This window comes from Acetobacterium wieringae, assembly GCF_026646375.1.
In the GTDB taxonomy this organism is placed as follows: domain Bacteria; phylum Bacillota; class Clostridia; order Eubacteriales; family Eubacteriaceae; genus Acetobacterium; species Acetobacterium wieringae_A.
Genome location: NZ_JAIPPU010000001.1, coordinates 40,840 through 56,590, shown reverse-complemented (window position 1 = coordinate 56,590; position 15,751 = coordinate 40,840). Strand labels below are relative to the sequence as shown.

Annotated in this window: 14 protein-coding genes and 2 pseudogenes; 3 read left to right on the top strand and 13 right to left on the bottom strand. The window is 45.2% G+C overall.

Going from position 1 to position 15,751, the window contains the following annotated elements:
• Positions 1-14: 14 nt before the first annotated feature.
• Together Q7P33_RS00265 and Q7P33_RS00260 are read right to left on the bottom strand one after the other, a co-directional pair.
• A complete protein-coding gene (locus Q7P33_RS00265; protein WP_303866139.1) occupies positions 15-665 on the bottom strand; it encodes a TrkA family potassium uptake protein in 651 nt (216 codons plus the stop codon).
• A complete protein-coding gene (locus Q7P33_RS00260; protein ID WP_303866137.1) occupies positions 666-3,524 on the bottom strand; it encodes a cation-transporting P-type ATPase in 2,859 nt (952 codons plus the stop codon). It abuts the gene before it with no gap.
• 222 nt (positions 3,525-3,746) lie between these two features.
• On the opposite strand from Q7P33_RS00260, the gene pdxS reads away from it, so the two are divergent.
• Complete coding sequence (gene pdxS / locus Q7P33_RS00255; protein WP_303866135.1) at positions 3,747-4,619, top strand: pyridoxal 5'-phosphate synthase lyase subunit PdxS; 873 nt, start codon at positions 3,747-3,749, stop codon at positions 4,617-4,619.
• 10 nt (positions 4,620-4,629) lie between these two features.
• A complete protein-coding gene (gene pdxT, locus Q7P33_RS00250; protein ID WP_303866133.1) occupies positions 4,630-5,265 on the top strand; it encodes a pyridoxal 5'-phosphate synthase glutaminase subunit PdxT in 636 nt (211 codons plus the stop codon).
• Here the strand turns inward: pdxT and Q7P33_RS00245 are convergent.
• The 6 genes and pseudogenes from Q7P33_RS00245 to Q7P33_RS00220 form a co-directional block, all read right to left on the bottom strand.
• Positions 5,264-5,440: pseudogene (locus Q7P33_RS00245) on the bottom strand (NADPH-dependent 7-cyano-7-deazaguanine reductase QueF); the annotation flags it as partial. The gene pdxT and the pseudogene Q7P33_RS00245 sit on opposite strands and share 2 nt — an antisense overlap.
• 10 nt (positions 5,441-5,450) lie before the next feature.
• Positions 5,451-5,636: pseudogene (locus Q7P33_RS00240) on the bottom strand (hypothetical protein); the annotation flags it as partial.
• Positions 5,637-5,657: 21 nt separating this feature from the next.
• Positions 5,658-7,811 carry a 3'-5' exonuclease gene (locus Q7P33_RS00235; protein ID WP_303866131.1) on the bottom strand — a complete coding sequence of 718 codons (2,154 nt, stop codon included), beginning with the start codon at positions 7,809-7,811 and terminating at the stop codon, positions 5,658-5,660.
• Between the two features lie 275 nt (positions 7,812-8,086).
• Entirely contained in the window at positions 8,087-9,064 is a 978-nt protein-coding gene (locus tag Q7P33_RS00230; RefSeq protein ID WP_303866129.1) for a uroporphyrinogen decarboxylase family protein, read from the bottom strand.
• 65 nt (positions 9,065-9,129) lie between these two features.
• Positions 9,130-9,759: a corrinoid protein gene (locus Q7P33_RS00225; protein WP_303866127.1), complete on the bottom strand. Its 630-nt coding sequence runs from the start codon at positions 9,757-9,759 to the stop codon at positions 9,130-9,132.
• Positions 9,760-9,868: 109 nt separating this feature from the next.
• On the bottom strand, positions 9,869-10,666 hold the full coding sequence (locus tag Q7P33_RS00220; RefSeq protein ID WP_303866124.1) for a methyltetrahydrofolate cobalamin methyltransferase: 798 nt from the start codon (positions 10,664-10,666) through the stop codon (positions 9,869-9,871).
• 318 nt (positions 10,667-10,984) lie between these two features.
• On the opposite strand from Q7P33_RS00220, the gene Q7P33_RS00215 reads away from it, so the two are divergent.
• Positions 10,985-11,644, top strand: a complete 660-nt coding sequence (locus tag Q7P33_RS00215; RefSeq protein ID WP_303866120.1) for a TetR/AcrR family transcriptional regulator — start codon at positions 10,985-10,987, stop codon at positions 11,642-11,644.
• A 102-nt stretch (positions 11,645-11,746) separates the two neighbouring features.
• On the opposite strand, the gene Q7P33_RS00210 is transcribed toward Q7P33_RS00215, so the two are convergent.
• The 5 genes from Q7P33_RS00210 to Q7P33_RS00190 are packed head-to-tail and all read right to left on the bottom strand — an operon-like array spanning position 11,747 to position 15,745.
• Positions 11,747-12,793 carry a DMT family transporter gene (locus Q7P33_RS00210; protein ID WP_303866119.1) on the bottom strand — a complete coding sequence of 349 codons (1,047 nt, stop codon included), beginning with the start codon at positions 12,791-12,793 and terminating at the stop codon, positions 11,747-11,749.
• Positions 12,794-12,808: 15 nt separating this feature from the next.
• Positions 12,809-13,630 (bottom strand): metal ABC transporter permease, encoded by an 822-nt coding sequence (locus Q7P33_RS00205; protein ID WP_303866117.1) that lies wholly within the window; start codon positions 13,628-13,630, stop codon positions 12,809-12,811.
• Complete coding sequence (locus Q7P33_RS00200) at positions 13,627-14,328, bottom strand: metal ABC transporter ATP-binding protein (protein ID WP_303866116.1); 702 nt, start codon at positions 14,326-14,328, stop codon at positions 13,627-13,629. The genes Q7P33_RS00205 and Q7P33_RS00200 overlap by 4 nt, the downstream gene beginning before the upstream one ends.
• Positions 14,325-15,314: a metal ABC transporter substrate-binding protein gene (locus tag Q7P33_RS00195; RefSeq protein ID WP_303866113.1), complete on the bottom strand. Its 990-nt coding sequence runs from the start codon at positions 15,312-15,314 to the stop codon at positions 14,325-14,327. Before Q7P33_RS00195 ends, Q7P33_RS00200 begins: the two co-directional genes overlap by 4 nt.
• Complete coding sequence (locus tag Q7P33_RS00190; protein WP_303866111.1) at positions 15,311-15,745, bottom strand: Fur family transcriptional regulator; 435 nt, start codon at positions 15,743-15,745, stop codon at positions 15,311-15,313. Before Q7P33_RS00190 ends, Q7P33_RS00195 begins: the two co-directional genes overlap by 4 nt.
• Positions 15,746-15,751: the final 6 nt, after the last annotated feature.

The following is a 15,751-nucleotide window of genomic DNA, read 5'->3' as shown; positions in this document are numbered from 1 at the left end:
TCGGCTCCTCTTTTCTATCCTAATCCCAACAGCATCTTTAGCCGGTCTCCTGAAGTCGCAGCTACTGCCAGATGAACCAGATCGCGATTTTCAAATACCATATTAATCGCCGGTATAATCGAGCGGTTCCCGCGGCTGATCGATACCACGCTGATTTCTCCGGGAATCGTCAGCTCCCCAACCCGGCGTCCGACTAACAAGGCTGGAACCTCGATTTCCATAATATCCACATCACCATTGCCAATACTCATCGCCACATTAACCGGTGCAAAACTAAGCAGATCTGCCACCCGGTTGACGCCCCAGGACATCGGATCGAAGACCTGCAGTCCCAAGCGCCGATAAATCTCGGCTTTCCGGGGCTCATGAAGTGCCGAAACCACTCGGGGCACTCCAAAGATCTGACTGGCGATTCGGGCGGTGAGCGCGTTGGCCTCATCATTGGAGGTCACCGCCGCTAACGAGTCCGTCCGCTTTATCCCGGCGGCAAGCAGCACCTCCCGATCAAATCCCACTCCAGCAATGGTTTTTCCTGTGAATCCGGTGCCCAAATGCTTAAACGTCAGCGGTTCATGATCGATAACAACGATTTCATTGTCACCTTGGCTTAGCTTCATGGCTAGACCGGAACCAATTCGACCACAACCGACGATAATGATTTTCATTTAGCTCTCCCCTTTCATCATTTCAGTTTTTCGTTGCGACTGGCGCCGATCCCAATATCGTAGGAATGCTTTGCGCAGTTCATCAATCAGAATCATTACCGGTACCCACATAAACAAATATGCCCAATCAATCAAATCGATTGGGGCAGTATTAAAGATCTCATGCAAAAATGGAGTGTAGACCAGAATCGAGAAGACCGTCAATTCACAAACAATCCCGATTAGGATCATATGGTTACTGAACAGTCCCACCTTAAATACCGAAGCACGTTCGGTTCGGCAATTAAATACAATCCCGATTTGTGTTACCACAATGGCACCCAAGGTCATGGTCGTGGCCATCCGGTAAATCTCTCCGGAATCTGCCATCGGGACCCCCGGCCAGCCATTTTGCCAATACAGAAAGAAAAAGGCAGACATCGCAATGGCACCTTCCATAATCCCATAGAATAAAAATGCCCGAATCAGCAGGGGACGATTGAGCAAATGTTCTTTTCGGGAGCGCGGTGGCCGCTGCATGACACCTTCCTCGGGGAGTTCGACCCCCAGGGCGATCGCCGGAATCATATCCGTCCCCAGATCCACTGCCAGAATCTGCATCACTGTCAGTGGCAGCGGGATCTGACCTTTGGCAAATAAAAATACAATAAACGGTACCGCCTCGGGAACATTACTGTTTAAAATATAGGTCGCAAATTTGCGAATATTGTTATAAACCCCCCGGCCTTCTTCAACCGCATTAACAATCGAGGCAAAATTATCATCAGTAAGAATCATATCGGCGGCTTCCTTGGCCACATCGGTTCCGGATATCCCCATGGCAATACCAATATCAGCTTTTTTAAGGGCTGGCGAATCATTGACTCCATCACCGGTAACTGCCACCACATTGCCCATTTCCTGAAGGGCGGAAACGACCCGCAGTTTTTGTTCCGGGGCCACCCGGGCAAAAATAATCTCCTCGGACAAGGCCTTTTTAAGGTCTGCGTCATTAATTTCATCCAACTCAACGCCAGTGAGAATTCGGGGCTGAGCACCATGAATAATGCCAATCCGCCGGGCAATGCTTTCGGCCGTCAAGCCATAATCCCCAGTAATCATAATAATTTTTATCCCGGCCTGATGACATTTTTCGACCGCTGCTGCCACTTCCACCCGGGGTGGATCAGCCATCACAGTCAGACCTAAAAAGATCATGTCATTTTCAATCAACTCCGGAGTATAATCACTGAGGCGCTCCGGCAAACCCATGTCAGTGGTTAATCTTCGCATTGCCACTGCCAAAACCCGGAGTCCTTTGCGAGCATAATCGTCATTGGCTCCCATGATTTTTTTTCGAATCTCTCCATCCATCATCACCGCTTCGCCGTTGCTAAGATAATAACTGCACAAATCCAACACTTCTTTGGGTGCTCCTTTGATATAGGCCAGCTTTTCCAAATCTGAACGTTCTCCAGCAACCTTGTGAATCGTCGTCATTCGCTTGCGCTGGGATTCAAAGGGCAACTCCCGGAGCCGGGGGCTTAATTTTAGTTCCTGATCCAGATCAATTTTCCCCTTCCGAGCGGCCACCACCAGCGCCGCCTCGGTGGGATCCCCCAGAATATTCCAATGATTGACTTCCGGTGATGGCGGCAATAAGCGGGAATTATTGCAAAAACTGGCTGCTACCAATAAGGTACGCATGTCGCTATTTTCGGCCAGCGAAATCGGAACATCGCCTGACAGCATTTCCCCTTCCGGAGCATAGCCAACCCCGGTTACCTTAATCTGTTGATTGACCATCCAGCAGTCGCTGACCGTCATTTCATTCTGGGTCAGGGTTCCGGTTTTATCCGTACAGATCACCGTGGTACACCCCAGCGTTTCGACTGCCGACAAACGCTTGATTAAAGCATTACGTTTGGCCATTCGTTTGACGCCCATCGCCAGAGACAGGGTCACGGTTGGTAATAAGCCCTCAGGGATAAAGGCCACAATCATCCCCATGGCGAAAATAAAGCTTTCCGTCACATTGACATGGGCAAGCAATACCGCCAGCACAAAAAAGATGATCCCCATACTGATGGCCATGGCTGAAACCAGCCGGGTAATCCGCCCCATTTCAATTTGTAGTGGACTGGGTACTTCGACCATGTTCTGGGTCAAATCGGCAATTTTACCAAACTCGGTAGTCATACCAGTCGCAAAAACCACTGCCTTACAGGCCCCTGAAGCCGCATTGGTTCCGGCAAAAATCAGGTTGGGCTGCTCAGCCCGCCCCAGATCGGTACGGTGTCTGGCCTCTTTTGTTTTATGGGCCGGATGGGATTCCCCAGTCAATACCGATTGATCAGCTCTAAAATCATTATCCTCAACCAGTCGGCTATCAGCCGAGATCCGATCGCCTTCGGCTAATATAATCAGATCCCCCGGCACCAGTTCTTCAGCCAGAATTTTTACTTCCGTGCCATCGCGAATCACGCGAGCATAGCTCGGCAACAATTGTCCCAGAGCTTCTACCGCCTTTTCGGCCTGAAACTCCTGCCAGAAACTGAAAAGCCCATTAATAACATTAACCAGCCAGATGGCAATCGCCAGTTGGGGCAGCTGAGCCATCAGGGCAACGACCCCGCCAATCCATAAAAGAATGGCCATCAGGTGGGTAAAATTCGCTAAAAACTTCCAAATCAGTGGCTTCCCCTTCTTCTTCTGAATGCTGTTTTCGCCAAAAAAAGTCCGTCGCGCTGCCGCTTCTTCTGTTGTCAGCCCATCTGCACTCGATTTTAACGCTTCATAAACTTCAGCAACGGATAAGCCTTCAATGGGTTTTTCCGGAGCCGCTTCCATTGATTTATAATCAATCTGCTGCATCATCATTCACCCTCTTTTGTATTTACTTCTGCAATTTTTTTAAATCTTTTGGAAAGATTAACTTTCTTTTTCAATATACCCAAGATTTCAGCGATCCAATCAAATTTTTTTAGCTTCATTCTGATCCTATTGATTTTTATGTTTTTGACACTTTCTATAACATCACTTATCCCTTACAATAATGATCACTCTTGTTTGAAGGAATAATTATAGAGGAGCGATGATCACATGAATAACCGTTATGAATTAAACAAGAACCTGGCTCAAATGTTAAAAGGTGGCGTAATTATGGATGTAACCACTGCCGAGCAGGCGCGTATTGCCCAGGAAGCCGGAGCCTGCGCTGTGATGGCGTTGGAACGGATTCCTGCTGACATCCGTTCGGCTGGCGGAGTTTCCCGAATGAGTGATCCAAAAATGATTAAAACAATCCAAGCTGCGGTTTCCATTCCAGTAATGGCCAAAGTACGGATTGGTCATTTTGCCGAAGCCCAGATTCTGGAAGCTATCGAAATTGATTATATTGATGAGAGTGAAGTTCTTTCTCCTGCTGATGATACCTACCACATTGATAAGAGACACTTCTCCGTACCTTTTGTGTGTGGTGCCAAAGATTTGGGCGAAGCGCTCCGACGAATCAGCGAAGGCGCTTCAATGATTCGGACAAAAGGTGAACCGGGAACCGGCGATGTCGTGCAGGCGGTACGTCATATGCGCCTGATTAACCAGCAGATCCGCACCATCCAAAACACCAGAACTGATGAACTTTATCAGATCGCCAAAGATTTGCAGATACCTTATGACCTGGTAAAATCTGTTTTTGAAACTGGCAAACTGCCAGTTGTTAATTTTGCTGCCGGCGGTATTGCCACTCCGGCAGATGCCGCTCTGATGATGCAGCTTGGAGCGGAAGGTGTCTTTGTCGGCTCAGGTATCTTCAAATCTGGCAATCCGGCCAAGCGGGCTCATTCGATTGTCAAAGCTGTTACCAACTTCAATGACGCAAAACTGTTAGCTGAACTTTCGGAAGATTTAGGCGAAGCCATGGTCGGGATAAATGAACAGGAAATAGAATTATTAATGGCCCAACGCGGCATTTAAAGGGGATCTTATGACAAAAAAAATTGGTGTACTGGCTGTTCAGGGGGCATTTTACGAGCACATCCGCACCTTGGAAAAATGCGGTGTTCAGTGTATCGAAATCAGAAAAAAATCGGATTTAACCGCGCTTCCCCTGGATGGCCTGGTTTTACCCGGTGGTGAGAGTACTGTCATGGGAAAGCTCATGGGCGAGCTGGAACTCCTTGAACCGATCAGAGCTCTGATTGAAGAAGGTTTGCCGGTTCTTGGCACCTGTGCCGGTCTGATTCTCCTGGCTAAAGAAATTGCTGCAGACCCGGTGGTTCATTTAGGAACCATGGCCATCGTTGCCCGACGCAATGCCTATGGCCGCCAGCTGGGCAGCTTTCAAACGATAGCTGAATTTACCGGTGGCAGAAAAATTCCCATGGTTTTTATCCGGGCCCCCTTTATCGATGCTGTTAGCGCTGACGTTGAAATTCTGGCTCAGGTCGATGGCCACATCGTCGCCGCCAGACAAAATAACATGGTAGTGACCGCTTTTCATCCGGAGCTGACCGATGATCTCACCGTCCACTATTACTTTTTAACACTTGTCGATAAAGCTTTGCAAAAAAAGAAAAACCTGCATCGCTTAACAGCAATACAGGTTTCAGACTGTCGATAATGGTGGCAAAATCCGGCTGCCCCGTAATCGGGCAGAGACTTGTAAACTCCGGAGCGTTAAATTTGACAAAATAGTCATTCTCCTGATACTTATTGATAAATGTTTCCAGAATTTCAGGATTATAATCAAAGCTGTAGGCTACCTTCTGGTTTCCAAGCAGTGAGATATTTTCCATTCTTTTTTCATTATCCGAATTCTGTTGTTGCCAGTGTTACACCATTAGACCTGGCCTTTATTTTGTCAAGAAGATCTTTGGCTAAGGTAGAATTAAATATCGGCTTCAGGCAGACATAGGTTTTATCAGTTTTGCAATGGCCGCATTTTCCCACAATGCAGGATATTTTCCGCTCGAAGGATACCCCGATCTGATCAGATTCCATTTTTTAAATGATTTAATCTGCAAGCAACGGACTCGGTTGACCTTCCCACAGCAGATACAACCGATGCAGAGCCCGGGTACAGCTGATATAAAGCAGTCGGGCATCTGCCGCACTCTGGTAATTGGCCTGGTTGACATCACAAATAAACACAGCATCAAACTCCAGCCCTTTGGACAGATACACCGGCATGATCGAGACCCCCGCAATCTCCGCCACCGTTTCATGGCGAATCAGATTGACTTGCATTTTTTTTGATAAGGCATCAAAAAGCACGGTGGTATTTTTCTGGGTTTTTACAATCAGCCCAATTGATTGGTAGCCTTCTTGTTGGCACTGACAGATCGCTTCCCCAAGCCGGTCAACCAGCTCCGTAAAACTGGTTGCTCCCAGCAACACTGGTTCTGCGCCACTGCGGTTAAAACTCTCCACCGGAATTGCATCATCAATAAATTTCTTACTAAAACGCAAAATTTCACTGGTACAACGATAACTCTTGTTCATTGTCACCAGGGCACTTTTCTTGCGGTTTAAACGCTTTATGACCTGCTGATAAAAGCTGAGATCTTCACTTTTTTGCAGGGTCTGGTTGATATCTCCTAAAATAGTGAGCTTTGATTTTAAAAACAACCGGTTAATAATTTCATAGTGAAGGGGATAATAATCCTGGCCTTCATCGATGATCACCTGTTTGATACTACTGTATTCTTTGGCACCAAATAACCGTAAGCTTAAGTAACCCAGGGCTAGGGCATCATCATAGTTCAGGTTTTTAAAAGCCAGGTTCCGTTTTGTTCCCGTTAAAATTTTATTGATGCCATCCGGCAGCTTAATCCCGGTGGCCATTTTAGAAAAGGTGCCCTCGTTTTCATAAAGCTGTTGATACAGATAAAATGCGTCAATTTCGGCAAAACGCATCATTTCACTGCGCAGCGAACTTTTAAGGGGACGGCGCCATTTTTGATAGACTTTTTCATTAATGGCTTCTTCCAGATAACCCAGTTTGGTTTTTAAGGGCGTATCGGGATTAATTTGCAGACGGCTGATTATTTCGGCCCGGGTAAATATTATTTCACCTTTATAGTTGATATCCCGAATGTTCATAAAACACTCAGGGATTTCGGCAATAAAACGATCAAGAATTGTGATAAAATCGGCCGACCCTTTAAAGGCCATCACTTCCTTTTTTAACCAACTCTGCGAACCATTTGACAAGACCCGTTCCAAAAATATATTCCTGGTTTCAAATTTTCTGTTGATCAGATCCTTAAGAATTTCATCAAAGAGAAACGTTCGAACATTTTCTTCACCCAACTCTGGAATCACGTTAGCGATGTACTGCTCAAAAAGTTTATGCGGCGAAATAATCAAAATTTCCCGACCTTCCAGCCGATCTGACAATCCCTGATACATCAGATAGGCCGCCCGATGCAGGGCAATCGACGTTTTGCCACTACCCGCCACGCCCTGAACAATCAACAGGTCATTTTCCATATCCCGAATGACCAAATCCTGATCCCGCTGAATCGATTCCACAATGGTTTTCATTTTGGGAGAAGTATTGTGAGATAACAATTTTCGCAGAAAATCATCAAAAACCTGCAGATCCGCATCAAAAAAATATTCCAGCTGGCCCTCCTTTATTTCAAACTGTCGTTTTAACAGTAGTTTGCCCTCAATCCGCCCAACCGGCGCATTATAATAGGCATTCCCCGGTGCAAAACGGTAAAAAACACTGGCAACCGGTGACCGCCAGTCATGGATAAGCAGTTTGTAGACATTTTCTTTTTTGAGTGAATGGTGGCCAATATAGATTTGTTCGGTATGGTTCTCCTCACTGAAGCAGAAGTCAATGCGGGCAAAATAGGGCGTTTCCATTATGCTTTGGAGTTTATTAATCTTGGCTTCAGTAAATTCGTATATAGCCGTTCGTTCGGTCACCGGATTCATCGCCTGACTTAATTCAACCAACGCTTCAAAGCCATCAGATCCCCAAAGATTGCCAATACTATGGGAGGTGTTTTCGCGTATTTCTTTTTTTGCCGCCTGAATCATTTCCCGGTTTTTATCGTTTGCATTGATAGCATCATCCAACTGAAGTCTGGCCTCCGCCAAGGTTTCCTTCAGTTTTTCTTCTTCAATCGGCCAATCTTTTTGTTTTTCGTTCATCTCGATACCCCTTTTTATGAATCGGCAATGCTCATGCAGCAGCTTAGATTGGTAGTTTACCATAATCAGGCTATTTAGAACAGTCTTGTAGTTTTTGAGGTTTCATGCTATCATATAAGTGAAGAAAAGTTGGCCTACCGCAATAACTTTTTTTGATCTCAGTCCAAAGCAACCGTGACAAGCCTGATAGTTTTGCCAAGCCAACGTTGCGTGAAAAAAATTAAACCCTGGATCGCCAATCTAAATGCGATCCAGGGTTTTTTTTATGCGCTTATTTAAAACAGTTCCTTGCTCATTTCATCGATACATTCATCGATATAAGCAATAACGCCTTCAAAGTTTTCAATTGGCAGACCAGATGTCTGGCACGGAATGAAGTATTTATGGCCATTGGCTTTACAGGTTTCTTCAACCTGTTTTTTAACCACTTCTTTTTCCCAGCCGGGATAATCAACGGTACCGCTGTGAAGGCCGCCCATGAACGTGATCTTTTCGCCGTATTTTTCAATCAGTTCAGGAATATTATTGGTGTTCATGACTCCCTGCCAGATATCAATGCCTACTTCGATCATGTATGGCACTAAATTAGCTGCGTAGGAGTCACTATGGTGGATAATCAGTTCCACTCCGTTGTCTTTATAAAACTTATATATTTTTTTATATGAAGGTACAAAGAACTCTTCAAACATCTCTGGCGAAATAAAGGAAGAAATCTGGCTGCCCCAGTCATCATGATGCAAAATCGCTTCTGGCTTCAATTTTTCCATCATAACAGCGGCAAATTCCAGTTCATATTCGGTCAGATAGTCAATCAACTCCTGCATCGCTTCTGGCTCTTCGTAAAGGGCCATCAGGGCGTTTTCCATGCCCATCAGGTGATGCGTCATTTCAAAGAGGCCCGGTGCAAAGAATGCCGTTGCATACTTTTCTTTACGGTCAACTGCATTGGCGTGGGCAATGGCTGGCGCCCAGGCTTCATCTGAGGTGGCAATGGCTGGTTTTTTGACGACACTTTTCCACTCGGTAATATCCTGAATGACCGCCAGGCCGTCATGATGAACCGGGAACATACCGAGCTGTCCTTCTGGCCATTGCCAGGTGATCCCCCAATGATCTTTCCATGTTTGGCCATATTTAAATTCAATACCAGTTGGTACTTCCATGATCAGATCAATGAATTCATATTGTTTGACAAAACGATCCGGGTTGCCACCCTTCATTGTTTCCAGTAAATTTTCTCTGATTGTTAACATAATTTCTCCTTTGTCTGCTATTTTTAGCAACTACTCAATTAATTAAGCTTTGATGTGTATTTAAATTAAGCGCCAATCAGTTCTTTGGCTTTGGCTGCGGAGCTACCAGCGTCTGGAGCATAACCGTCCGCACCGATTTCAGTGGCATATTCCTGAGTAACTGGCGCACCACCAACAATGACCTTCATGTCAGGATAAGCCGCTTTAATGGTTTGGACTGCTTCTTTTAACGCTGGCATGGTGGTTGTTAACAGACCTGAACAGGCAACCAGAACCACATTGTTATTTTCTTTTACAGCTTCAACAAACTTATCTGCTGGTACGTCGACGCCCAGGTCAACCATATCAAATCCGGCACTTTCAAGCATCATCACAACCAGGTTTTTGCCGATATCGTGAAGGTCTCCAGCAACGGTTCCCATAATACAGGTACCCAGTGAGCTGGATCCATCTCCAGCCATGACTGGTTTTAATACTTCGACGCCTTTTGACATCGCTTTAGCAGCAATTAACATTTCTGGAACAAAGATTTCGCCAGATGAGAATTTATCCCCAACCACACCCATGGAAGCGATCATTGCATCCAGAATATCCTGCGCTTTATCACCAGCATCCAGTGCTTCCTGAACGGCTGCAGCAACCTTCTTCGATTTACCTGTTTCGACCAATACTTTTACATCTTCAATTTTTGACATCTTCAATTTCTCCTTGATTTTTGATTTAAATGCAATGCACTTATTTTTATTTAACCACCCGGAACCTGTGTGAGTAACGGGTTTTGTTGTAACCTGTTTTAGCTGTTATTTATTTTACGAAAATACCTTCACGGAACGCGCCAATATATTCCATACAGTATTCATCTTCACCCATCATTGCTTCAGTGGCATAGAGCATTCCCATCATATCCTTGTTCAGGGGATCGAGAATAAAGCTGTCCATTCCGGCACTCATGGCCAAAACCGCAAAGGCCTGATTGGCAATCCGACGGGCTGGCAGGTTGAAGGAAATATTGCTGACGGCACCGGTGACATGAATGGTTGGATATTGTTTTTTAATTTCGCGGATTACTTCAGTAACCATGGTAATACCATCTTCTGATGTACACAGCATTTCAATCAAAGGATCGATGTGCATGCGGGATGGATCGATATTGTATTCTTTGCATTTTGCCATTAAGTCACCAAACACTTCCAGACGATCCTTGGCGGTTTTAGGGATACCCTTGTCACTGTTAAGCAAAGCCACGCATTCCCATTTGGTATCAGCCAACACCTTAAAAGCCACATCGACTTTGTCACCTTCTAATGAAACCGAGTTGAACAGTCCTGGCTTATTGCAGTATTTCATTGATTCAATGCAAGTATAGACATTCGGGCTATCCACCGCAATTGGTGTGTCCACGGCATCCTGAACGATGTCAATTAACCATTTCATCGTTTCCAGTTCGATGTCATCATCCACTGAGGCACAGACATCGATAAAATCAGCTCCGGCTTCCGCCTGCTTGATGGCCAGGTTTCGGATAAACTCGGCATCTTTTTCCGCAATTGCCTTCCCGGTTGAGGGAATGGCGCCGTTAATTTTTTCGCCAATAATAATCATTTTTTACTCCTTCTTTAACGTGCTGGTTTTTTACTCGAAACCGATTTCACACGTTCTAAAAATTTCCCGGGTGATCAACGTTTACAACCCTATTATGATGCCTACTCTCCGCCACGTTTCACTGTCCGCTTTATTTTGCACCATTCTTTTTTTGATCCGTTTGAATTTAACCGGTAAAGTAATTGCAGTATAGTATTATTTTTACGAATTGTCAATCATTATTTTACCGGTAAAGTTTTTTTCTTCACTTTCTAGTTTTGCCTTGATCTCCCCATGATTAAACGCTACAATAAATTAATCAAACAAAGAGAGACGCCAATGAAAAATCAAAAAGAAAACATCCTCCAGACTGCCACCAAACTTTTCTATGAGCAAGGCTATACGGCTACCTATCTGGATCAAATCGCAGATATCTGCAAAATTACCAAACCCTTAATAACCTATCATTTCAAATCAAAATCGAATTTAGCCCGGGAAGTGACTGAAAAATTTCTAATTGAGCACAAAAATAATGTGGCATTAAAACTTTATTTGGAATATTTTCGAGAAAGAGAAACTGATTTACAGGTGAGTACCGCAGTGGAAATTCGTTTATATGATCGGCTACACCTGTGTGATCCTAATGTCATGCGCTTTGTTAGGGAGCACGCCGATGAAAAGCATGAAGATACCTTTGCCCGAAGTGCTGTTCATCTTTATAAAATCCACGACCGCCACTATGGCTTGAAACTAAAACGCTGTCCCGATGAAATATCAATGATTGCCCGATCGGCCATGGCTTCCTCCTTAGCGGTTAAATTAGCTTATGCCAATGGTGAGTTTAACTGTTCTCTGGAAGAATGCCTGGACTATCTGACCAGCCTTCATTTTGTCCTGATGCACATTGAAGAAAACCGTATTGATGAGATCATTGCTGAAAGCAAACGCATTTTGCAATTAATCCCTTTTGAGATTAAACCATATTTCCGGGTTGTTTAATTGATTATTTATATCTCCTGCAAATAAAAAACTTAGCCATGGCTGCTACTCGCAGAATGGCTAAGTTTTTTTGTGTAGTTTAATAACACTTTTCCGGTAACTTTAATGCAAATGCCGATGATGCACATCCGGCAGATGGCAATGGCTGTGTACCGTATTATTGTGGGTATGCTCATGACAATGCTCGCCTTTAACCGGCGGATGATCCGTATGAAGATGGTGCTCATCATCATGGTTATGACTGTGATCATGCGTCTCTTCAAGATGCGTATGGGCATGTTCGTGATCTTCTGACAAGGCCAGCCAGGTTCCCAGAAGCATAATAGCCAGGGCCATTAGAAACGAAACAGTGATCGGTTCCTTAAGTACCAGCCAGGATATCAGAACCCCCATAAACGGAGCCGCCGCATAGTAGGCACTGGTTCTGGAGGCTCCCAGCCCCCGCTGGGCTTTGACATAGAAAAAAATACTCAAACCATACGCAACAAAGCCTAAGGACATGGCCAGAATGATATAAAGAAGGGAGCCTGACAGCTCGCCCCAGATTGCGGCAATCAGCAGCGCACCCAGCCCTGAACCGAACCCTTTAAGGACAACCACCTGAACCGGATCTTTGATTGATAAATTCCGGGTACAGTTATTTTCAAATCCCCAACAGATACACGCAAGAATCACAAAAACTGCCCCAATCGATAAGTTAATCGTCGTCGCATCACTTATTGTCAGGATGATGCTGGCCAGGGAAATAAAGCCAATGGCCATCCACATCCGTTTACCAATGGCTTCTTTAAAGAAAATCATCGCAATTATTGAGGTTGCGGCAATCTCAAAATTACCAAGCAGGGCAGCCGTACTGGAATTGGTCAGACTGATTCCCAGCAATAATAATATCGGTGCCGCAATATCCAGTAAAATCATCATAATGACCGCTGGCAGTTCCTTTTTTGTGAGTCTGGCTTCTTTGGACGCTGTTCGCCGGGTTTTGTTTAAGGCTGTCAGAATGGTCATCCCCAGCCCTGCGCCCAGATATAAAAGCGCCGCCAGAAACAAAGGATCTATTTCTTCCAGCAAGAGCTTTGAAAAAGGCGCATTCATCCCAAAAAGCAGCGCTGCCAGAATGGCATACACCACCGCAGTATTTTTTTTCATCGATCACTAAACCTCCTAACGCTTTTTTTTAAACAGACCAATGGCTGAAAAAACGCTAAACATCAGCAAATTGATCACGACCACGCTGGCACCAGTAGGAAAAGAGAAAATAAAGGACAGGACAATTCCCACCACAAAACAGATCACCGATAAAATAGCTGAACTGATTACCACCTGCTTAAAGGTTTTAAACAAGCGCATTGATGTCAGCGCCGGAAAGATTATCAGACTGGAAATTAACAGCGCACCCATCATCCGCATTCCCACCACGATCGTCATTGCCGTTAACAAAGCAATCAGGGTATTATAACGGCTGGCATTGGTGCCGGTGGCTCGAGTGAAACTTTCATCAAAGGTGACGGCAAAAATTTTATTGTAAAACAATACATACAATACGATTACCACAATCGAAACCGCCACACTGAGAATGACATCGCTTTTGCTCATCGCCAGAATACTCCCAAACATATAATTGCTGGTATCGGCATTCATCCCTGATGTGTAGGAAATGATCATCACCCCAATGGCCAGTGAACTGCTGGAAATCAGGGCAATCGCCGCATCGCCTTTGATCCGGCTATTTTCACTGATACGTAGCAGCACAAAGGCGGCCACCGCCACCACCGGAATTGCCACTTCCAGGGGCGACAGATTTAACGCCATCGCCAGGGCCAGAGCTCCAAAACCGACATGGGACAAACCATCCCCGATCATTGAATAGCGTTTTAGCACCAGGCTGACACCCAACAGGGCGGCACACAGCGACACCAAAACCCCAACAATCAGGGCTCTGACTACAAAGGTGTAAGACAATAATCCAGTCAGCAATTCAATCATAGCTTAGCCCCCATCATCCGCTGGCACAGCTCCGTTTTAAGGTAATCGGCAGTTGAACCAAAGAAAGCCGTTTCGGTTTTCATATGCAATATTTTATTGCCATACTCAAGGGCACTTTCCAGATCATGAGAAACCATTAAGACCGTGATTCCCCGGGTTTGATTAAGCTCTGCTACCAGTTGATACAAATCGGCGGTCATCACCGGATCCAGACCGGAAACCGGCTCATCCAACAGCAGCAGTTTTTCAGTGGCACAGAGGGCCCGGGCCAGCAACACCCGCTGCTGCTGGCCGCCTGACAAGTCCCGATAGGATTTCTTTTGAATCTCGGTGATACTCAGCTGCTTCATTTTATCCGCAGCCCGATCTTTTTCGGCCCGGGAGTAAAACGGCAACAGCCCGCGCCGATTAAGGCAGCCGGAAATTACCACCTCACCAACGCTGGCCGGAAAGTCCCGCTGAATCACCGTCTGTTGCGGCAAATAGCCGATTTCATTTGGCGCAATGCCATTAAAGGTGATGCTGCCCTCCTGAGGTTTAATCAACCCCAACAGACCTTTTACTAGGGTACTTTTTCCGGAACCATTTTCGCCCACAATACAAAGATAGTCACCCTGCTCCAGATCAAAGCTGACCTTGTTTACAGCCCGTTGTCCATCATATCCGATGGTGACCCCTTCACAGGAAATTAGTTTCATTGGTTGGTCAACCCCTTTCGCAGGTTTTCGACATTTTGCTGCATAATTGAAACATAGGTTGCACCAGCATCAAAATCGTCCTTTGTCACATTATGAGCCGAATGCAGTTGCAGCAGCCCAGCTCCGGTTTGTTCGCTGATGGCTTTGGCAATGTTCTGATTGCTGAGCTCGATATAATAAACATACTTAATATTATTCTCTTTGATGGTGTTCATCAGATAAGCCAAGGTGCCCGCACTGGCCTCGGTATCGATACTACAACCGGGAAATGCGGCTTTATAGTCAAGCCCGAATTCATCAACAAAGTATCGGAACGGAAAGCGATCCCCAAAGACCAGCAGTTTATTGGGAGCGGCTGCCACAATTCCAGCGATTTCATCATCCACGGCCTGAATCTGGGCCGTATAGTTATCGGCATTTTGGGTATAGACAGCAGCATTTTGGGTATCAATTTCAGCCAGTGCAGCAGCAATTTCATTAACCATTAAGATGGCATTTTTAGGTGAGGTCCAAATATGTTCGTCATACTCAATTTCTTCTGTTGAGGCGGTTTTATTCGTTTCAGCAACCACTTCCTCTTCTTCAGCCTCCATCCCTTCCACCGTTTCCTCTTCAACCGGGTTAACCGCATCCATCAGCCGAATAATTTTCTTATTGCTGGTATCCATGGATTCCAAAATGCTATTGACCCAGGCATCATTTTCGCCGCCAATGTAGATAAATACATCCGCTTCCTGAATTTTTATTATATCTGCCGGTGACGGATCATAGGAATGGACTTCTGCCGCAGGTTTTACCAGCATCGTCAACTCAGCCTGATCCCCGGCAATCGCTCTGGCAAAATCATAAACGGGAAAAATAGTCGTGACAATGCTGAGCTTTCCTGCACGATCAACATTTTTTGCCGACGTATTCTGGGTACAGCCGGTTACACCCACTGCCAAAATTAGTAGGACAATAAAAGCAACAATCCTTTTTCGCATCATAATGCCTCCGTATGGTTTTTTTTATCTGAACAGCTTTTACATAAACCATAAAAAACTGTTTTGAATGAATTAATATCAAAGGCGTGGTGGTTTAGCACATGGGTGTAGAGATCATTCATATAGCCACATTCCAGATGAATCAGGGTTCCACAGTTTTCGCATTTCAAATGAAAATGTTCATGGCAATGGGTTTCATCGCCGATATACTGAAAACAGGCGCTGGTTACTCCATCGATGATATATTTTTGCAGTTCGCCCTGTTCCACCAACTTGTCAAGATGGCGATAAATGGTCGTCACACCCACCGGTGTGCCCTGCTTTTCTAAAAATTCGGCTATCATATTGACGGTAATGTGCTGATTTTTTTTGGAAATTAAATATTTCAGGATCGTATCCTGTTGCTTCGTTTTGTAGTAAGACGGTTTTACCATTTCATC